The organism is Qipengyuania aurantiaca (genome assembly GCF_019711375.1).
Lineage (GTDB): Bacteria > Pseudomonadota > Alphaproteobacteria > Sphingomonadales > Sphingomonadaceae > Qipengyuania > Qipengyuania aurantiaca.
Window position 1 is genome coordinate 750,274 of sequence record NZ_CP081295.1, and the last position, 17,370, is coordinate 767,643.

Below are 17,370 nucleotides of genomic sequence, written 5' to 3' on the forward strand. Positions count from 1 at the left end.
GGGGATGCGCCGCATTGCCCCGCGCGTGCGGGGGTGCTAGGCGCGCGCCGAACCAGCCGGGTCGCGGCGATGCGCGCCCTGGCGACCAATGATTCGAATATTCGCGAAAGAAGTGATTTTCCCATGGCCGACGAAAACGACGTACTGACCGACCTCAACATGGACCCCGCCGCCGGCGCCAATGGCGCGGACAACCGCCCGACGGTCGGCGTGATCAACCAGTACATCAAGGATCTTTCGGTCGAGAACCCGAACTCGCCGGGCAGCTTCCAGTGGAACGAGCAGCCGCGCGTCGACGTGCAGGTCAATATCGGGGCCAACAAGGTCAACGACGAGATCACCGAAGTCGAACTCAAGATGACGGTCCGCGCCGATGGCGACAAGGGCAATCTCTACCTGATCGAACTGGCCTATTGCGGCCTCATCGGCATCCGCAACCTGCCCGACGAGCACGCCCACGCCTTCCTGTTCGCCGAAGCGCCGCGCCTGCTCTTCCCCTTCGCCCGCGCGATCGTGTCCGACGCCGTGCGCGACGCCGGCTTCCCGCCGCTGCTGCTCGACCCGATGGATTTCGGTTCGCTTTACCAGCAGCAACTCCAGGCTCGCGCGGCGCAGCAGGGCGAAAACGCGCCTGCCGTGCCGACCGGCGACGCCTGATCACACGCGCATAGCTAGGCCATGAGCCTGCTCAAACATGTCGGGACGATCGGCTCGCTCACCATGGTGAGCCGCGTCGCCGGCATGGCGCGCGAAATGATCTTCTCCCGCGTGCTCGGCGCCAATGCGGTGACCGATGCGTGGTTCCAGGCCTTCATCATTCCCAACGTCTTCCGTCGCCTGTTCGCGGAAGGCGCCTTTTCGGCAGCCTTCGTGCCGATGTTTTCCAAGCGCCTTCACGGCGAAGGCGGGCTGGACGACGCGCGCAGCTTTTCCGACGATGTGCTGAGCGTTTTCCTGCCGGTGTTGATCCTCGTCTGCGCCGTCATGATGCTGGCCATGCCGTGGGTGATCTGGCTGCTGGGCGACAAGGGGCGCGATCCGGCCAGCTTCCAGATGGAAGTCGATTTCGCACGGATCATGTTCCCCTACATCCTGCTGGTCAGCCTCGTCACGCTGTTCACCGGCATGCTCAATTCGGTCAGCCGGTTTGCGCCGGGTGCCAGCTTTCCCATCCTGCTCAACCTCACGCTGATTGCGGCGCTGCTGTTCGGCGAATACGCGATGAGCGCCTGGGGCTGGACGGTCGAGCAAGTAGGTTACAGCCAGGCCTGGGCCGTAACGCTGGGCGGCGTCATCCAGCTCGGATGGCTTTATTACTGGACCCGCGTGGAAGGCTTCCGGCCCAAGCTGTTGTGGCCGCGGATTACGCCGGAGGTGAAGCGCCTTTCGATCATCGCGCTGCCAGCCGCAATCGGCGGCGGGGCATACCAGATCAACACGCTGGTCCAGCTCTACTTCCTCAACCAGCTCGACAGCGGGTCGATCAGCTACATGAATTACGCCGACCGACTGAATCAGTTGCCGCTGGGGATCATCGGTATCGCGCTGTCTACCGCTATCCTGCCCACGCTGTCGAAATTCGTCGGCGCCAGGAACAAGGAAGGCACCGATCGCATCCAGTCGGACGCCATCGAGCTTTCGATGCTGCTGACCATCCCGGCGGCGGTCGCGCTGGCGGTCTGCGCCGTGCCTTTCGTGACCATGATCTTCCAGGGCGGCCGCTTCAGCCTCGAACAGGCTGATCTGACCGGACAAGTGCTTGGCGCGCTGGTGCTGGGTCTGCCGGCCTATGTGCTGGTGAAGGTCCTTGTGCCCAATTTCTACGCCCGTTCGGACACGCGCACGCCGGTTTACGCGGCCTTCATTTCGCTGGCCGTTTTCGTGGCCATGAACTTCGCTCTGCTCGACCGGTTCGGTGTGGTGGGCGTGGCCTTCGCCAGCGTCATCGGCGCGTGGATCAACGTTGCCTATCTCTACATCGTGCTGGTCAGGCGCGACTATTACGCCATCCCGCTGCAGCTGGTCGGCCGTATCCTGCGCCAGCTCGTGGCCGCCGCCGCCATGGGCGTCGCCTTGTGGTTCGCGCGCGATTTGCTAACCGGATGGTATTCCGCAGGCCTGTTCGAACGCCTCGGCGCGCTGCTCGTGCTCGTCGGCTGTTCGGCGGTGGTCTATTTCGGCGTGGCCTTCGCGGTCGGCGCCATCGACCGGCAGCGCATCGCTGCCCTCACCAAGAAAAGAGAGCCCTAGAACCTCATGCGCGTAGTCTCCGGCATCCAGCCCACCGGCAATCTCCACCTCGGCAATTACCTGGGGGCGATCCGCAATTGGGTGCGCATGCAGGACGAGATGGGCGACGGCGAACAGTGTCTCTTCTTCCTCGCGGATTTGCATGCGATCTCGATGCCGCACGATCCGGCGGAACTGAAAAAGGGCACGCTGGAAATGGCCGCGGCGCTGGTCGCCTGCGGGATCGACCCGGCCAAAAGCGTGCTTTTCAATCAGGCGCAGGTGCCGCAGCACGCCGAATTGCAGTGGCTGCTGGGCGGCACGGCGCGCATGGGCTGGCTGGGCCGCATGACGCAGTGGAAGGACAAGGCCGGCAAGAACCGCGAAGGCCAGTCGGTCGCGCTGTTTACCTACCCGGTGCTGCAGGCCGCCGACGTGCTGCTTTACCAGGCGACCCATGTGCCGGTGGGCGAGGACCAGAAGCAGCATCTCGAACTGGCGCGCGACATCGCGCAGAAGTTCAACAACGACTTCGCTTCCCAAGATGCGCCCGTTTTCACCCTGCCCGATCCGATCGTGCCGCCGCAAGCCGCGCGCATCATGAGCCTGCGCGACGGGTCGAAGAAGATGAGCAAGTCGGACGTCTCCGACATGAGCCGCATCAACCTTGCCGACGACGCGGACGAGGTGATGAAGAAGGTCAAGAAGGCCAAGACCGATCCCGAGCCCCTGCCGGGCGAGGAAAAGGGTCTGGAGGACCGCCCCGAGGCGCTGAACCTCGTGACGATCTACGCCGCGCTGACCGACAAGAGCGTCGGCGATGTGCTGGGAGAATTCGGCGGCGAAGGCTTCGGCAAGTTCAAGCCCGCGCTGGGCGAAGTGCTGGTCGAAACGCTGCGCCCGATTTCGGCGCAATTCAACGAGCTGCTCGAAGATCGCGAGGCGCTCGACGCCATCCTCGCACGCGGCGCAGCGCAGGCCCGCGAGATCGCGGTGCCCACGCTGGACGCGACGTACGAGGCGCTCGGCCTCGTGCGCGGCTAGGTCAGATCTTTACCGCGGTCCCGCTGGCGGAAACCATCAGCATCGAACCGGTGTCGCCGATCACTTCGTAATCGAGGTCGACGCCGACCACGGCGTTGCCGCCGCGCGTGGCCGCCTCGGCCTGCAGTTCCTCGATCGCCTGCTCCCGCGCGTCACGCAGAATGCGCTCGTAGCTGCCCGAGCGGCCGCCGACGATGTCGCGGATATTGGCGAAGAGATCGCGGAAAAGATTCGCGCCGACGATCACCTCGCCGGTGACGATGCCCAGATATTCCCGGATCGGCTGCCCCTCGATGGTGGGCGTGGTTGTAACGGTGACGCCGCGCGCGTCTTTCCAGGGTCCGGGCATGTGCAGTTCCTCCTATCTCGATTGGTGTATTATCGAGATAGGACGCAACCTCGCAAAATCAACCCATTCCGAGCGCGGCCTTGTAGGTGTCGAGGATGGTTTCCTGCTCGCTGCGTTCGTCGGGCTTCATCTTACGCAGCTTGATGATCTGGCGCATGATCTTGGTGTCGTAGCCAAATCGACCCCTACCAAAGTGTGATATAGTGCAAAGCGAACTACAGAATCTGGAGGCAGGGGTAGCGAGGAGCTTTTCGATCGAGCGCATCGCTGCCCCTGCCTTGGCACAGCCTCGAAATAGGAACGATGGACCCGTCGCACAGCGATGGGCCACCTAGCCCGCACTTGGTTTACGACCCGACAGCTATTGCTCATGCGTTACTTCTATGGGTCTATCGGCTTCAAAAAACTTGTCGGGGCTCGTTTCCAACGCCTGCGCGAGCATAAATAACATCTTCGCCGATAAGTTGATTTGGCCGCGCTCAATTCGACCGTAGTATGCTCGATCAATCCCAAACTCTTGAGCAAACGCTTCCTGTGTGAAACCTCGTCCTTCCCGGACGCGTCGGATATTCGAACCAAGTTTTTTGAGTTTTTCCTCGAACACCAAAGCCTGATGATTGGCTGACGCTGCCACGTCCACGGCCTCTCATGTCCCCGGCTTTACATATCCCACAAACTTGATAGATATGCGCGGTCTGCAAACAGGTTCGCTATGCTGAAGAACGACGACACTGCATCACCTCCCGAAGGAGCCGAAGACCTACGGGAATGGCTGGTATATTACCTCCAACGATATGATGGCAGTCAGGAGGCCTACGACAACATACTCGCTCGACCTCGCTACATGGCTGATCCAAACGAAATTACTCAGCATGAGCACCATCGAATTGGACTGTTCAAGCGCCTCGTAGTTAATCTGGAGGAGATGCTGGGTGGCGAAGAGTCCGCGCGAAATTGGCTATTCTACGACGAGGAGCTTGAACGCAAAACCGGCCATGTTCCGTTTGATTTTCTATACGGCGGGTTTCCCGACGCACTTGAACTTTTATCCGGCCTGTCGGCAATTGCGATGGAACGTCGGCGATCTGTTCCTGCCGATACCCTAGGGGAATTTTGGAATTGCCTTTTCGTGCACTCACAATGTCCCAAGTGTGGCTTTCTGTCTGAAGGCAATGAGTAGATCTATTGGGGGCTGCTGATTGCGCCTCGACGCCGGCAGGTTATGCAGATCTAACATTAAGAGATAGCGCTTGCCTTCATGCTTTCGGCAATATCGCAGCGCATTGGGGCATGACAGCTTCAGAGCAATGCCAGCTCCTCGAAGTCGACGACGAAAAGGTCCTTCAGGACTGGAAGGAGCGCGCTCGAGCCGGTGAACAAATTTCACTTCCGAATGACGTGTTGGAAGGCATCGGCTGTGTCCTCTCGGTTTACGCCTCGCTGGTGATCCTGCTCGACCATGATCGATCGAAAGGCTGGGTGCGCGCACCAAATCGAGCTCCGCTATTTGAAGGCAAGTGCGCGATGTCCCTGATGACGAGCGGAAATCGCAAGGATCTGGAAAATGTCGCTCGGTACTTGCTTAGCGAACGCTACAGATGAGTGGGCCATTTACAAGCTCGCCGCCTATCACCTTCAGCATGCTGCGTGAGCTTTCGCGATGAAGATTTCCCTCACCGTTGCGCCAGCAGCATCAGGACCAGGGTACGATGCCGTCTTGCAGGACTGGATCATTCTACCGCTGCCATCCTACCCTGGCACGCACCTCCTGGTGGGCATTGTGACCAACGACCGCAAGAACCGCTTTGCCGATGGAAGGTGCATCCACACCTCCGCAATTGTCACTCCGCTTGAGGAAATAGTGGAGGGCTCGGTCGCCGAAACTCTCAATACCCGATACCTGCTCGGAGAAGAACGCAAACGCAACTGAATGAGAGCCAGGCAGCGCGCAGTGAGCCGGCCCAAGGATCGCGGATATCGATAGAAGGGTTTTTATTCATGGCGGTAGAATTGCACGAAAGCTTTGCAATTCATCCCGGGCCATGGCTGCGCGAGCATGTAATCAAGCCTCGTGAGATGACGGTAACGGGTGCTGCTGCTCAACTACGGGTCGCTAGGTCAGCCCTTACCCGATTCCTGTACGGCAACACTCGCCTCTCCCCCCTCATGGCAATACGCTTCGAAAAGGCATTTGGGATTTCGGCAGCAACGTTGCTTCGGATGCAGTTGTCGCACGATCTAACGAAGGCGAAGCAGAAGACATCGACGATCAGCATCAGTCGAGTTCCGCCTCCAACGGAATAGCACAAAGTTGGGAGCCTGCTGTCGGCTGATCAGGGCCAATTATTGAGACCCGGCACCTTGGCGCCAGCGTATCTGATGACGTCTGCTTTGCGCCCTCGTTTCGGACGTTCGGGCTCTCCCTGCCAATGCCTGAAAGCGGACAGGCAGCTTTGCTCAGGCAGTTCGCAAGGGCGATGTCCGACTATGGGTGGAAAGCGGTCGCGGCGTTTAATCTGCTGAATTGCAGGCAAATATAAAGGCCCCGCCGTTCCCAGCAGGGCCTTGTAAATTTCCCTCACAGCCTTTCGGCCGAATACGTCCCGTAGTTACGAAGCTACCGTAACGGTGAAGGGGGCAACCGTGTGAGCCATCATTTCCTTGCCACGCGGGATGATTGCGCTCTTGCCGGTGATGACCATCAGCGGTGCAGCAAGCACCACAGCGCCGACAGCTGCGAGAGTGTCACCTTCGCCTTCTTGGCGGTATTCACCGGCAAGTTCGATGCGCTCACCGTTTAGGTCGACATAGCGCAGCGCCACTTCCATCTTGCCGGACTTGCCAAACACGGCCCGTCCAGTCTTCCAAGTCACTTCGCCAGTGGCAGGAGTGCCCATGGGTATGACCGTAACTCCGTTCACCTTTACATCGTGGACGACGGTGAGGCGAAACATCTGTCCTTCCTTAACGCGTCCACCCTTGGTGCTGAGTTCTTCCGACATGCGCAGGAGAACTTCCGAGTTCGCGGGAAGGACTACGGTTTTCACAGCAGGTGCGGCTTCGGGAGCTGCAACAGGTGCGGATGCGGCTTGAGCCGACTGCGGCTGCGCATTCATAACCTGAACGCGATTGTTCTGCGCTTCCTGAGCGTGTGCAGCGATAGGCGAAACAATAAGTGCAGCCGAAACGGCAAAATAAGTCTTATTCATTGGAATTACCCCCTTTAATGCGCTTCCTTTAAGAGAATGGACGTTTAAAAGATGCGATAATTCCTAATGAAATTTAGGTTAACATTGCAGTAGGACGGACGAAGAAACCACGATCGACATGTACATGGGCCAGGGCGGCGCACCCGAAGGTGTGCTGGCCGCAGCCGCGCTGCGCTGTGTCGGTGGCCAGTTCAACGGACGGCTGGTGTTCCGCAACGACGACGAAAAGGCGCGCGCTGCGAAATGGGGCATCACCGACCTCGACCGTATCTATACGCGAGACGATCTGGTGAAGGGCGACTGCATCTTTGCTGCGACCGGCGTCACCTCGGGCAGCCTGCTCGAAGGCGTGAAGTACCGGCGCGGCGGCAAGATGACGACCGAAAGCGTGGTCATGCGCGCCTCCAGCGGCACCGTTCGCTGGATCAAGGGCGAACATCGCGTCAGCTAGACGCCTCACTACCTGTAAACTCGACTAGGGAGACTCGGATTGGATCGCGACGCGATGGCGCTCAAGATTGCGCATGGTGACGGATTTATCGCCGCCTTGGACCAAAGTGGGGGCTCCAGCCCCAAGGCGCTCTCTGCGTATGGTATCGGTCCTGAGACCTATTCCTCTGGGGAGGAAATGTTCACGCTCATTCACGCGATGCGCTGCAGGGTCCTCAATTCGCCCAGTTTCAATTCTGATTCCATCCTCGGAGCTATCCTCTTCGAGCAGACGATGAACGGCGGAGATGGACGCGGTGGCCCATTCGTCGCCGCTTTGCGTGCCAAAGGCATCGTGCCATTTCTCAAGGTCGATCAGGGTCTCGAAGATATGCGCGAGGGAGTTCAGCTGATGAAGCCGATGACACGGCTCAGCAAACTGTGCGAACGCGCGAGATCCCTCGGTGTGTTCGGCACCAAGATGCGCGCGGTAATTCACCAAGCGAACGAAGCAGGTATCGAACGGATCGTGCGGCAGCAGATCGACTGTGGAATTCAGATTCTAGAGCACGGTCTCGTTCCGATCCTCGAGCCTGAAGTCAGTCTGGCTTGCCCAGAAAGGAGCAAAGCGGAAAGAATTCTTCTCGAGCTTGCAGAACGCGAGATAGCGCGGCTTCCCGCTGATCGGAAGATCATCTGGAAGCTCACGATTCCAGAGCAAGATGAATTCTATGACCAACTCGCGCAGTCCGAGAAGGTCATGCGTGTGCTCGCCTTGTCGGGGGGCTACACGCGAGATGAAGCTTGCAAGAAACTCTCGCATCAATCTCAAATGATTGCGAGTTTCAGCCGGGCCCTGCTCGAAGGTCTAGAGGTGAATATGAGCGCGGAAGCATTTGATCGAGCTATCGGCGAGAGCATCGAACAAATCAAACAGGCAAGTTTCTCACCTGCGTAAATGGAACCGAGGCAGTTCCGGCGAACACAGTCGGATCAGTAAAAACAGAATTCCGCTGCTGGCGATTTCAAAAATACACGTCTAAATTCATCATAAAGGCCCTGAAAGTCGAATTCGGGTGCGCAGAACCGCTCAAAACGCAAGGCCCTGCTGTTGGATCGTTGGCGGAGTCTGCTCTTAGAAGAAACTGACCGAAAGCAGACCGTCCGCTTACGGCCCCTTTTCTGACCAAGGCTCGACGCTCTCGAGATCGACAAAAATGAAAAAGGGGCGGCCCCGAAGGAGCCGCCCAATAGTAGAGAGCTTGTCGCACATCGGCTTCAAGCCCTTCGGGTCGCAAAACTGCGGGTAGCCTAGCATTATGGCGGAATGGTTTCAGTCTTTCGACAGTCCCGCATAAATTTGCTTGGCAATTGATTGAGTGTGGCGGCGGCTTATTGGTTCTCGCAAGCCGCTACCTATTGTAGAGAACCACTGCATGCAGCTCGACGATCTCTTGCGCCGCTATTTCGCCTCGACGGATTTGTCTCAGGTGACGCCCGATACGTTGGCGTCTGGTATCGAGCGATGCCTTGTCGATTTCGGCCTCGAGCAGGACCGGGGCAAACGCTTTGCGCTGTGGTCTTTCCTTCACATGTTCGGGTCCGCCCCTGCCCTCGACGTGGCGTTCGAGGAGGAAGACGATCGGGAAGCAGCGCGCAACTTTATCGATCTCCTGGCCGCATCAGAGGGCGAGCGCCAAGGCTGATCGCAGAACAGATTGGCTGTGTCCGGATGGTCTGAGTCGCACCCGAAAAGTAGTCCATCGGCCTGCGGCCCCAAAAGAGCCTGAGAGCAGAGAATAATCGGTTAGAGCAATCCTAAACTCCGGTGGATGGACTTGTCCTACCTACGGCCTCGATACGGTTCGCAAGCTATACCGTCCCCATCGCCATCCATATGCTCACCATAGCCAGGCTGTCCCCGATAAAGGGGTGTCACGCCCGCAGCCCGCGCTTCTCGGCAATTGCGATAATAGACGCTTGCTCGCGTCTGCTCAGAAAAGCTGCGAGCAGCTTCCCTGTCATTTGCCTCTTTCCTGGCCCTTTGTTCTGCGAGCATGGCACGTTCATTCTGGACAGTCGCAGGGTCTGTTGCCCGGAAGTCTTTGGGAGTTTGAAACGAACCAGCCCAAATCCCGACCTTGCGCGAGCGCGCGGCCTCTTCGTCTACGATGTAGTCGCGAGAAAACTCGGGTAGCGCGACGGCGAGACCCATCCGCACCATTGCCCGTCCTATGTCGCGCCCATCTCGTGTGCACACTGCTACAACGCGTCCATAGCGATCTACATCGCGGCTCTCGCATTGAAGGTTACCTCCTTCGACAATGGCCCCCAGGGCCGCTGCCGCATCCCGGCCACAGGCCCAAGTCTCTCCGTCGCGCTCGCAATTTTGCGAAGCCTCAACGGCATCAATCCCGAACAGCCTGATCCGCTCACCGCCAAGCTCGATGGTATCTCCATCTATTGCGAGCGCCGTACCGAAATAGACTTGGGCAAGCGCTGGAGTGCTCACGGCCAGGGTTCCCGCAATTCCACAGCAGGCGAGGACACGGCTAATAGCTTGCATCTATATGGCTTCCTTCGATCTCATCAATCATTGGAATACCGCGGCGCCCTCTATATTCGGTAAATAAACTAGTTCGTGGCGACGATAAGTCACAGATTTTATTCGGAGTATGCTGCACTGATTGCGCGGCTGGTTTCAGCGACTCTGTTGCCAATTGCGGACAGTCCGCTAACGGCCCCATTCCAGTCATTCAGTGCTACTTCCTCACGACGGCAGCTTTGGGGCCGTCTGCGGACCGTCCGGTCTTGGAGAATGCTGATATGAGATCGGACATTCCCCGAAACCAACATGCCCTCACGCCCTCAGCCCGATGCATACTGGAACTACGGCTCAGGGTATTCGAGACGAGCATTCCGGACAGGAAAACGTCCATCGAGGCGCAGGTAAACAGGATCACCAGACAGCAGCGGTCCTGATTCCGGCAATTCCTGCGCATGAATATGGAGATGCGGTTCGGTTGATTGCCCGGAGTTTCCGACCTCTCCAACCTGTTCTCCGGTTCGGACCCTCGCTCCTTGCGCCACACGCACACTGCCTTGGCGAAGATGAGCCACGAGTATGGCCTTGTTGCCGCATTTCAGGACGACGTGATTACCTTCAAGACGAGAAGTGTCGGTGACCGGCACTTCCATGTCGGGCATCCCGTCGTACATGCGCAGCACCTCTCCATCGCATGGCGCGAACACTGGTTTACCGAAAATCAGGTAGGCCGTGGGATCCGACGGGCGCCAACCTGTCGCCCTCAACCCCCAGCTGTCGACCTCGATAAGATCAACCGCGTAAGACTGCCCGCGATACGCTCGCTGCCGATCCGTTCTTGGATTGAGTGTAAGAAAGTGGCCGTTGATGCTCTCGCTCGCTCCGCCGCTCGCCACGAGATAATTGCCGGGGCCAAGCGGGAAGGCAAGATCGAGTACGTCTGAGCCGGGTGGGGCTTGACGACCCTTCAGCGCATCTGTCGTCATTGCTGCTCCCCAGATCCCCAGCAAAAAGAAAAGTGATGGCAAAACCCAACCCCGCCAGTTCTGGGGCCACCAGCGTGCAGGTATTCCCTTACGCCGGATAACCCTGGCGACCGTCACAATCAGCAATCCGAGATAGACGTACGGAACCCACCATGGCGGCACCATCCATACGGCGACCAGCAACAGCGCCAGCAGTGCCGATCCTGCCCCGAAAACACACACGGCCAGTTCAAGGCCACTTTTGCCCGCCAACAATACAACCGACGCAATGAGCACTAGCGGCAAGATGATTTGGAGAGCGACTGTAATCAGGTCGAGCATGGCCATTTCCACCTTCCCGCACGCTTCACTAATACCGATTGCTGCCTATTCCGATTCAATACGCAAGCCGGCGATCGCAATAATTGATCTTGATAAATCAATTGTTCGCGAAATGCTCTATGAGAATAGCTGACATCAACCTGAGTCGCTCCCTTCCAAATGGAGGCGTTATGGCGTGGTCTCGACGTGAATTCATTGCCGCGAGTGGGGTGGCTTCGACACTGGCTCTGGTCGGAGGATGCAGCGGCAGCGGCATGAGCGAGTATGATGCGGCGGCTGCCGACCTACGAGCCAAACTGCCGATGGAGCCGCAGCTCAATGACCTCGTGAGATACGCGACACTTGCTCCCAATTCGCACAACACTCAGCCATGGAAATTCCGGCTCGGATCCAATCAGGTCGATATCCTCCCCGACCTCGCCCGCAATTGCCCTGTCGTGGACCCGGACGATCACCATGTTTTCGTCACGCTCGGTTGTGCTGCGGAAAACCTGCTGATTGCCGGACGAGCACGGGGGCAACCGGGGCAGGCTACTATCAACCTTGATGGCAAGAACACTTCGATCAATGTGGGCCTCGGCCAGGGCGCAGTCAGCGATACAGAGCTGCTCGATGCTATCCCAATGCGTCAATCGACCCGCTCGGATTATGATGGGCAGGCGCTGTCGGCAAACGATCTCCGCCTGCTTGAACAAGCTGCAACAATGCCGGGCGTCGAGACACTTTTCATCACCGACCGCGCCCGGTTGGACGGCGTGCTCGACTATGTGATCGAGGGCAACAGCGTTCAGTGCGACGATCCGGCGTTCGTCCAGGAACTGAAGGACTGGATCAGATTCAATCCAGACGCGGCCTTAGAAACCAATGATGGACTGTTCACCGCCTGCTCGGGCAATCCGACGTCTCCCAACTGGCTTGGCAAGCTGATGTTTGACCAGTTCTTCTCGAAAGACTCCGAGAGCGAGAAATACAAGGGCCATATGAACAGCTCGGCTGGAGTGGTGATTTTTGTTGCCGACCGGGAAGACGAAGAGGGCTGGATCAATGTCGGGCGCAGCTTTCAGCGCTTCGCACTTCAGGCAACGGCACTTAGTGTCCGCCACGCGCACCTCAACATGCCAATCGAAGTGGCCGACGTCCGCCCAGAATTCGCAAGCTGGCTCGGCATTCCCGGCAAACGCCCCGACCTGGTGATCCGGTTCGGCAAGGCACCGGCCTTGCCGATGTCGCTCAGGCGGCAGGTGAGCGAGGTGCTGACGTAAGGAGGACGACTGTGCCCAAGACAGCAATTCTGTATTATTCTAGAACCGGCACTACAAAGAAGGTCGCCGAGACACTCGGAAGGGCCTTGAACGCTGAGGTTTTTCGCATTGGATGCCGTCGCTACGAAGGGGGCTGGTTCCGATACCTTTTGGCGGGCTATGACAGTGTCAAAGGTCGACTTCCACCGATCGAAATACCAGACGTCTCGTTGGAAGACCTCGATCTGGTCATTCTCGGCTCGCCCATCTGGACCAGCTATCCTGCGCTGCCGCTAAGGTCATTCCTGGAACGGAAGCCGCAATTGCCGGAACGGGTGGCGCTTCTCTTGACATGTGGCGAACACTCTCCTCCACGAAAAGCGATTGATCTGGTTGCCGAACTCCTGCCCGTGCCGCTGGAGCAGACGCTGACACTTTCCCAAGACGCGGTCGATGCCGATCAGTTTGATGATGCGCTGAACCACTTTGTGGACAAGTTCCAATGAAGAGGAGAACCATCATGTGGTTTGTGGGCGCTGGCGCGCTGGTCGCAATCGGTGGTGGTATCTATGCCTGGTCGACCAGTCTTTCGCGCGCTTTCAATGCACGCCGGGCCGACGCGGCGGCAGAGCCGATGGCGAAAATGCCCGTGCTGACCGAGGAGGACATTGCGCCGCTGCCCGAACCAGTCCGGCACTACATTGGACTCACTGGCTCGATTGGGCGACCTATTGTCACTGAAATCGTGATGCATTTCGATGCCGCCATGTTCGATGCGCCCGGCGAACCCGGCATGACCGGGCCGGTGGTGCAGTACGAGCGCTTCGACGTGCCTCACCGCCTGTTCTTCATGAACACGAAGATGAAGGGGCTTCCTGTCGCCGTGCTCCATGATTTCAACCGCGATCAGGCGACCATGCGCGTGCGGCTCGCGGGACTGGCTAACGTCGTCAACATTAGCGGACCAGAGCTGACCCGGACCGAGACCGTTACCATCCTCAACGATATTGCGTTCTATGCGCCCTCGCGCCTGACAGATCCGCGCCTTGAGTGGACCGCGATTGATGATGCTCGCGCCAAGGTCGACTTCACCCTCGGAAGCAACACGGTATCAGCCGAGCTGATCTTCAACGAAGCGGGCGAGCTGGTCGATTTCGTCTCCGACGATCGCGGCATGCTCGAAAAGGACGGCAGCCTGACGATTGCCCGCTGGACCACGCCTCTAGGCAATTATCGCGAGTTCGATGGCTGGCGGCTCGCGAGCGAAGGCGTTGCGATCTGGCACCTGCCCGAAGGTCCGTTCACCTACGGCCATCTGCGCCTGACCCATTACGAGGCGCGCTAGTCGTGAAACGACGCTGGCAGGCAGGGTTGGCACTTCTAGGCAGCCTTGCGATCCTGGGCGCAAGCGTCTCCGTTCTCGGCAATCGCGCAGCCGACAAGCGCAGGTCCGAACTGGCGGCGGAGCGCGCCCTCGCAGAAACGCGCCACGGGCAGATCGAGTACGTGAGCTGGGGTAAAGGCCCGCCAGTGCTTGTGGTCCATGGCGCGGGCGGCGGGTTTGATCAGGGGCGTCTGCTGGCAGAGGCCGTTGGCGGTGATGGTCACCTTTTTATTGCGGTATCGCGTTTCGGATATCTGGGTAGCGCCATGCCCTCCGATCCGTCCACCGCTGCGCAGGCTGAGGCCATGCTTGACTTGCTGGACCGGCTCGGGATTGGGCAGACGAGCATTCTTGCAATGTCCGGCGGGGTGCCTCCCGCGCTCAAATTCGCGGAGTTGTTTCCTGATCGCACGGAGCGGCTCGTGCTGTTGTCCTCCGCCCCGTTTTCCCCTTTCAGCCCGGAGGTTGAGGAACGCCCGATCCCGACCTGGGCTTACTCTACTCTGCTCGGCAATGACGCGGTCTATTGGGCGCTAACGAAGATTGCACCCGGCCAGTTGCGCAGCGCATTTGATGCGCGGTCAAAGTTGATGGATGGCTTGCCTGCCGATGAGGTGGTGTTCGTCGATCAACTGGTGGACGGCTTCCTTCCGGCATCCGACCGGCTCGCCGGTGTCGCAAACGAAGGCGCGGCGGTCGATTCTGATGCAACCTACAAGCTCGAAGCGATCAGCGCGCCATCACTTGTCGTGCACACCAAAGATGACAGCCTCAATCCCTTCGCGATCGCTGTGGAAATGGCGCAGCGTATCCCCAGGGCTCGCCTCGTCAACTTCGATCAGGGTGGGCACCTTCTGCTAGGCCACCATGGGGAGCTGCGTGTCGAAATTGACCAGTTCCTGGAAGCGGGAAGCCAATGACCGGCCTGATGATCTTTCTGGCTTTCGTTATTGGTTGCGGCGGCTCAGTTCCGTTTCTTACTGCTACGATGCGGTTTGCTGACGCGGTGAGATGGGTCAAGCAATGGCCGCTTTCGGGCTTTCTATTCATCACCGTGGATGAAAGGGATTGGAGCGCAAAGCGGACCTTTGTGCGAACGTCCGCAAACGGGTCGTTAGCGGCCCGTCAGCTTCTGGCACATAGCTAGCTCGGCGAAAGCGTCGTCAGATGGGTGGAAAGCGGAAGTCGGTTCGACGATTTCACTGTCTGGCTCAACGAGCGCTTTTATAAGAGACCGCCCCGAGACTAAGGTTCTCTTACCACCCACTGTCTTTCAGTCTCAAACGTCTCCAACACTTGGCTAAATAACTGGCATGATCCGTTGCAATCGGATGAGATTTCGACACTCAATGGAGTTCCCTGATCAGCAACTCTTTCCAACGCGATGACGGCCGTCCTGCCTTTCTCAGAAACCGTTGCCAAACCGCGATAGTCGCCGATGGGCGTCTCAGTTCCGCCTTCTGCCTCAAGCCACCCGTAGTAACCTAATTGCGGCGTGATGGTCACCTTTTCGTTTTCGCTCGCAATGACCCTCGGCAGGAACCCTTCGATTGGCACGGAACCATCGCTCTCCTTAAGAGCCCCGCTCGTGCGAAACGAGCAACATCCTGTGATCTCAACGAGAACCGATTCGCTCTCGCTTGCGGATGTCTCCTGATTTGATGGCGTCGCGCATCCGAAGACTGGAAGGGCAATTCCTGTAAAGAACGCTATTGCTTGGAAATATCGCATAATGAAGCGAACGCACCGGCCAATGTTCTGTGCCGATGTCCGCAATCGGGTCGTTCGCCGCCCGTCTGCTCCTGGCGCATCGCTAGCTCGGTGAAACTGTCGCCAGATGGGTGGATAGCGGATTGTCTGGTTTTATAGAATATATCGCCTCAAGCTGCCGCTGAATCGGATAGACCCTGAGTGATTGGTTACAAACTAAACAGTTGCGCAATCGATCGGGCACGACCCCGACTGCCATGAGGTTCGCGCGCTCTCTTTCGATTGCCGCGGTCGTTTTCGGACCTGCGCTATTTTTCGTGGGCTGGTATTTTCTGTCACCTCGTTACGCTATCTCACAGCTCAGTGATTGGAACACAGCGTCTCAGGAACTGACCGCATTTTACGATCGTGACAAAGTGCGATCGAGCTTCGAGAAGCAGATGTTGCCGCAATTCGAGACATATCCGCCTCCTTTGACAAAACACGTTGTTCTCGATGCGATGACCGATCCAAATGCGATCAGAGCCTTCGTCGTCGAGCCTTATGGAGACTGGCAATTCGCGGCCGCTTTAGGCCTACCCGACGAACTTAACTCTGAGGATCCGACAGGAGTGATGCCACGATTGATGGAGACAACGGAGAATTGGGAGTTTGAACGAATAGGGATCGATGAGTTTATCGCCTCTCCTTCTGATCGCGATGACCAGAAAGGTAACTCGTATCGGTTCGAGCGAGATGGATTGCGCTGGCGCCTGGTCAGCATCAAACTGACGACAAAAATCAGGTAATCAAAAGCCATCTGACAACGACCGTAAACGGGTCGTTAGCTGCCCGTCCGCTCATAGCACATTGCGAGCTAGGCGAAGCAGTCACGAATTGGGTGGTTTTGCGACCGTCTGCTTCTGGCGGCAGATGAAAAATAGCGGACAGCGGACTGACGACAAAGTAGGGCCGATAGCTGAAAGTCGGCCTTTAGCCTCGCAATTTTCGCATGATTTGAGACGCTTTCAAATAAGTAGCCACATTCCACCCAGAAGGGTTAGTGACGCAATTCCCATCAAAGTCGCCACAAAGCGCAGGTTCACCCGTCGTAGTGGTTCAATCGAATGCGGATCGAGACGTTGGAGAACTTTGCAGGCACTGCGTTCAGCCAGATAGAAAATGATTACGCCGGATATGATGAAGCCGGTGGCGATGAGCTTGGGTAGCCATTCGGGTTCCATTTTTCCGAATAGAGCGTTGAAGCCTAGCCCAATACCGACTGCCGCTAAGCCTGTGCGCATCCAACCTGCAAAGGTTCGCTCGTTTGCCAGAACCGTCCGATCCTCCGCCAAGTCGGTGCGCGTTGATGCGAGATCTATCGGTGCTTTATCTTCGTCAGCCATCACGACCGTCTAGACAACACGGTCCTCCTGACAATTGATGAATGTTTAGAAGGCGTAACGAACGATCCGAGGTTGGTGAAAAAAGTACCGACTAGGCGCCGTAATTACGCCCCCCGGCTCAAATTCGCGCTCGGCATATCTGACTAACCGATATCAGTTCTGGCTCGGCAATCGTGGTCGCCCGTTGAGGGTCAAAGCGATCCTGAACCTGTCCAAATTTCAGCGATCGCAGGCGTGAGGTAAGGCGACAACCGTCTTCACCTCACGCCACCACCGTTTGGCCATCACGAGGGTATATGTTCACGCAGCTTAATCCGCCTTTGCCAGTGACGGTACTCGACAAAGGGAACGGGTTTGCCATCGCCGTTATCGACTACGGACTAGAACACAATCTTATCTGGGTCACTGCGCTCGACAACTCAGGCGAGATCTGGTGCGCTCCCAATCCAAAGGTCAGGATGCAAGCCAACTGGACAGCGGGCCGGTTTATGGATGAAAATTTTCATACCTCCAGCGGAGAGGTTGCGCCAGCATGAGG

General features: G+C 58.0%; 23 protein-coding genes and 2 pseudogenes. 17 read left to right on the forward strand and 8 right to left on the reverse strand.

Annotated elements, in window-relative coordinates; translation table 11 throughout:
* Positions 1–123 precede the first annotated feature (123 nt).
* The 3 genes from secB to trpS are packed head-to-tail and all read left to right on the forward strand — an operon-like array spanning position 124 to position 3,273.
* Positions 124–657 (forward strand): protein-export chaperone SecB, encoded by a 534-nt coding sequence (secB, locus tag K3148_RS03710; RefSeq protein ID WP_221425979.1) that lies wholly within the window; start codon positions 124–126, stop codon positions 655–657.
* A gap of 21 nt (positions 658–678) precedes the next feature.
* Entirely contained in the window at positions 679–2,250 is a 1,572-nt protein-coding gene (gene murJ / locus K3148_RS03715; RefSeq protein WP_221425980.1) for a murein biosynthesis integral membrane protein MurJ, read from the forward strand.
* Between the two features lie 6 nt (positions 2,251–2,256).
* On the forward strand, positions 2,257–3,273 hold the full coding sequence (trpS, locus tag K3148_RS03720) for a tryptophan--tRNA ligase (RefSeq protein ID WP_221425981.1): 1,017 nt from the start codon (positions 2,257–2,259) through the stop codon (positions 3,271–3,273).
* Position 3,274: 1 nt separating this feature from the next.
* On the opposite strand, the gene K3148_RS03725 is transcribed toward trpS, so the two are convergent.
* The 3 genes and pseudogenes from K3148_RS03725 to K3148_RS03735 all read right to left on the reverse strand — a co-directional run bounded on the left by K3148_RS03725 (position 3,275) and on the right by K3148_RS03735 (position 4,256).
* Positions 3,275–3,622 carry a heavy metal-binding domain-containing protein gene (locus K3148_RS03725; RefSeq protein WP_221425982.1) on the reverse strand — a complete coding sequence of 116 codons (348 nt, stop codon included), beginning with the start codon at positions 3,620–3,622 and terminating at the stop codon, positions 3,275–3,277.
* A 58-nt stretch (positions 3,623–3,680) separates the two neighbouring features.
* A pseudogene (locus K3148_RS13845) lies at positions 3,681–3,797 on the reverse strand (DUF2312 domain-containing protein); the annotation flags it as partial.
* A 186-nt stretch (positions 3,798–3,983) separates the two neighbouring features.
* Entirely contained in the window at positions 3,984–4,256 is a 273-nt protein-coding gene (locus K3148_RS03735) for a helix-turn-helix domain-containing protein (RefSeq protein WP_247711634.1), read from the reverse strand.
* Positions 4,257–4,334: 78 nt separating this feature from the next.
* Between K3148_RS03735 and K3148_RS03740 the strand changes: the two genes are divergently transcribed.
* From K3148_RS03740 to K3148_RS03755, 4 genes are all read left to right on the forward strand, one after another.
* On the forward strand, positions 4,335–4,802 hold the full coding sequence (locus K3148_RS03740; RefSeq protein WP_221425984.1) for a hypothetical protein: 468 nt from the start codon (positions 4,335–4,337) through the stop codon (positions 4,800–4,802).
* 110 nt (positions 4,803–4,912) lie between these two features.
* Positions 4,913–5,224 (forward strand): antitoxin Xre/MbcA/ParS toxin-binding domain-containing protein, encoded by a 312-nt coding sequence (locus K3148_RS03745; protein ID WP_221425985.1) that lies wholly within the window; start codon positions 4,913–4,915, stop codon positions 5,222–5,224.
* 58 nt (positions 5,225–5,282) lie between these two features.
* Positions 5,283–5,552 (forward strand): hypothetical protein, encoded by a 270-nt coding sequence (locus K3148_RS03750; protein WP_221425986.1) that lies wholly within the window; start codon positions 5,283–5,285, stop codon positions 5,550–5,552.
* A gap of 68 nt (positions 5,553–5,620) precedes the next feature.
* Positions 5,621–5,926: a HigA family addiction module antitoxin gene (locus tag K3148_RS03755; RefSeq protein WP_221425987.1), complete on the forward strand. Its 306-nt coding sequence runs from the start codon at positions 5,621–5,623 to the stop codon at positions 5,924–5,926.
* A 305-nt stretch (positions 5,927–6,231) separates the two neighbouring features.
* Here K3148_RS03755 and K3148_RS03760 read toward each other — a convergent pair whose 3' ends face one another.
* Complete coding sequence (locus tag K3148_RS03760; protein ID WP_221425988.1) at positions 6,232–6,831, reverse strand: hypothetical protein; 600 nt, start codon at positions 6,829–6,831, stop codon at positions 6,232–6,234.
* Positions 6,832–6,925: 94 nt separating this feature from the next.
* Here K3148_RS03760 and K3148_RS03765 point away from each other — a divergent pair.
* The 3 genes and pseudogenes from K3148_RS03765 to K3148_RS03775 all read left to right on the forward strand — a co-directional run.
* Positions 6,926–7,282, forward strand: a pseudogene (locus K3148_RS03765) (fructose-bisphosphatase class II); the annotation flags it as partial.
* 39 nt (positions 7,283–7,321) lie between these two features.
* Complete coding sequence (locus K3148_RS03770; RefSeq protein WP_425594649.1) at positions 7,322–8,218, forward strand: fructose bisphosphate aldolase; 897 nt, start codon at positions 7,322–7,324, stop codon at positions 8,216–8,218.
* A gap of 478 nt (positions 8,219–8,696) precedes the next feature.
* Positions 8,697–8,966 carry a hypothetical protein gene (locus tag K3148_RS03775; RefSeq protein ID WP_221425989.1) on the forward strand — a complete coding sequence of 90 codons (270 nt, stop codon included), beginning with the start codon at positions 8,697–8,699 and terminating at the stop codon, positions 8,964–8,966.
* 137 nt (positions 8,967–9,103) lie between these two features.
* Here the strand turns inward: K3148_RS03775 and K3148_RS13975 are convergent, their stop codons facing one another.
* The gene (locus K3148_RS13975; RefSeq protein ID WP_425594655.1) at positions 9,104–9,682 is read right to left on the reverse strand and encodes an excalibur calcium-binding domain-containing protein; all 579 of its coding nucleotides are present in this window, start codon (positions 9,680–9,682) and stop codon (positions 9,104–9,106) included.
* Between K3148_RS13975 and K3148_RS13855 the strand changes: the two genes are divergently transcribed.
* Positions 9,563–9,889, forward strand: coding sequence for a hypothetical protein (locus K3148_RS13855; protein ID WP_247711698.1), 327 nt, complete (start codon positions 9,563–9,565; stop codon positions 9,887–9,889). The genes K3148_RS13975 and K3148_RS13855 overlap by 120 nt on opposite strands.
* 260 nt (positions 9,890–10,149) lie before the next feature.
* On the opposite strand, the gene K3148_RS03785 is transcribed toward K3148_RS13855, so the two are convergent.
* The gene (locus K3148_RS03785; RefSeq protein WP_221425991.1) at positions 10,150–11,118 is read right to left on the reverse strand and encodes a M23 family metallopeptidase; all 969 of its coding nucleotides are present in this window, start codon (positions 11,116–11,118) and stop codon (positions 10,150–10,152) included.
* A 248-nt stretch (positions 11,119–11,366) separates the two neighbouring features.
* On the opposite strand from K3148_RS03785, the gene K3148_RS03790 reads away from it, so the two are divergent.
* From K3148_RS03790 to K3148_RS03805, 4 genes are read left to right on the forward strand one after another with little or no spacing between them, the layout of a single operon-like run.
* Positions 11,367–12,374, forward strand: a complete 1,008-nt coding sequence (locus K3148_RS03790; RefSeq protein WP_221425992.1) for an Acg family FMN-binding oxidoreductase — start codon at positions 11,367–11,369, stop codon at positions 12,372–12,374.
* An 11-nt stretch (positions 12,375–12,385) separates the two neighbouring features.
* Positions 12,386–12,859, forward strand: coding sequence for a flavodoxin family protein (locus K3148_RS03795; protein ID WP_221425993.1), 474 nt, complete (start codon positions 12,386–12,388; stop codon positions 12,857–12,859).
* Complete coding sequence (locus K3148_RS03800) at positions 12,856–13,698, forward strand: DUF6544 family protein (RefSeq protein WP_221425994.1); 843 nt, start codon at positions 12,856–12,858, stop codon at positions 13,696–13,698. Before K3148_RS03795 ends, K3148_RS03800 begins: the two co-directional genes overlap by 4 nt.
* Before the next feature lie 2 nt (positions 13,699–13,700).
* Positions 13,701–14,657: an alpha/beta fold hydrolase gene (locus K3148_RS03805; protein WP_221425995.1), complete on the forward strand. Its 957-nt coding sequence runs from the start codon at positions 13,701–13,703 to the stop codon at positions 14,655–14,657.
* A gap of 325 nt (positions 14,658–14,982) precedes the next feature.
* Here the strand turns inward: K3148_RS03805 and K3148_RS03810 are convergent, their stop codons facing one another.
* Entirely contained in the window at positions 14,983–15,294 is a 312-nt protein-coding gene (locus K3148_RS03810; RefSeq protein ID WP_221425996.1) for a hypothetical protein, read from the reverse strand.
* 410 nt (positions 15,295–15,704) lie between these two features.
* Here K3148_RS03810 and K3148_RS03815 point away from each other — a divergent pair, with 410 nt between their 5' ends.
* Positions 15,705–16,235, forward strand: coding sequence for a hypothetical protein (locus tag K3148_RS03815; protein ID WP_221425997.1), 531 nt, complete (start codon positions 15,705–15,707; stop codon positions 16,233–16,235).
* Between the two features lie 219 nt (positions 16,236–16,454).
* Here the strand turns inward: K3148_RS03815 and K3148_RS03820 are convergent, their stop codons facing one another.
* Complete coding sequence (locus tag K3148_RS03820; protein ID WP_221425998.1) at positions 16,455–16,832, reverse strand: YidH family protein; 378 nt, start codon at positions 16,830–16,832, stop codon at positions 16,455–16,457.
* Positions 16,833–17,128: 296 nt separating this feature from the next.
* Between K3148_RS03820 and K3148_RS03825 the strand changes: the two genes are divergently transcribed.
* Positions 17,129–17,368: a hypothetical protein gene (locus K3148_RS03825; RefSeq protein WP_221425999.1), complete on the forward strand. Its 240-nt coding sequence runs from the start codon at positions 17,129–17,131 to the stop codon at positions 17,366–17,368.
* Positions 17,369–17,370 lie beyond the last annotated feature (2 nt).

Coding starts and splice junctions, on each gene's coding strand:
- K3148_RS03760 (WP_221425988.1), bottom strand. CDS start 6,831: ATGAATAAGACTTATTTTGCCGTTTCGGCTGCACTTATTGTTTCGCCT.
- secB (WP_221425979.1), top strand. CDS start 124: ATGGCCGACGAAAACGACGTACTGACCGACCTCAACATGGACCCCGCC.
- K3148_RS03755 (WP_221425987.1), top strand. CDS start 5,621: ATGGCGGTAGAATTGCACGAAAGCTTTGCAATTCATCCCGGGCCATGG.
- K3148_RS03725 (WP_221425982.1), bottom strand. CDS start 3,622: ATGCCCGGACCCTGGAAAGACGCGCGCGGCGTCACCGTTACAACCACG.
- K3148_RS03820 (WP_221425998.1), bottom strand. CDS start 16,832: ATGGCTGACGAAGATAAAGCACCGATAGATCTCGCATCAACGCGCACC.
- K3148_RS03825 (WP_221425999.1), top strand. CDS start 17,129: ATGTTCACGCAGCTTAATCCGCCTTTGCCAGTGACGGTACTCGACAAA.
- K3148_RS03785 (WP_221425991.1), bottom strand. CDS start 11,118: ATGGCCATGCTCGACCTGATTACAGTCGCTCTCCAAATCATCTTGCCG.
- K3148_RS03800 (WP_221425994.1), top strand. CDS start 12,856: ATGAAGAGGAGAACCATCATGTGGTTTGTGGGCGCTGGCGCGCTGGTC.
- K3148_RS03815 (WP_221425997.1), top strand. CDS start 15,705: ATGAGGTTCGCGCGCTCTCTTTCGATTGCCGCGGTCGTTTTCGGACCT.
- K3148_RS03775 (WP_221425989.1), top strand. CDS start 8,697: ATGCAGCTCGACGATCTCTTGCGCCGCTATTTCGCCTCGACGGATTTG.
- K3148_RS03745 (WP_221425985.1), top strand. CDS start 4,913: ATGACAGCTTCAGAGCAATGCCAGCTCCTCGAAGTCGACGACGAAAAG.
- trpS (WP_221425981.1), top strand. CDS start 2,257: ATGCGCGTAGTCTCCGGCATCCAGCCCACCGGCAATCTCCACCTCGGC.
- murJ (WP_221425980.1), top strand. CDS start 679: ATGAGCCTGCTCAAACATGTCGGGACGATCGGCTCGCTCACCATGGTG.
- K3148_RS03740 (WP_221425984.1), top strand. CDS start 4,335: ATGCTGAAGAACGACGACACTGCATCACCTCCCGAAGGAGCCGAAGAC.
- K3148_RS03750 (WP_221425986.1), top strand. CDS start 5,283: ATGAAGATTTCCCTCACCGTTGCGCCAGCAGCATCAGGACCAGGGTAC.
- K3148_RS03790 (WP_221425992.1), top strand. CDS start 11,367: ATGAGCGAGTATGATGCGGCGGCTGCCGACCTACGAGCCAAACTGCCG.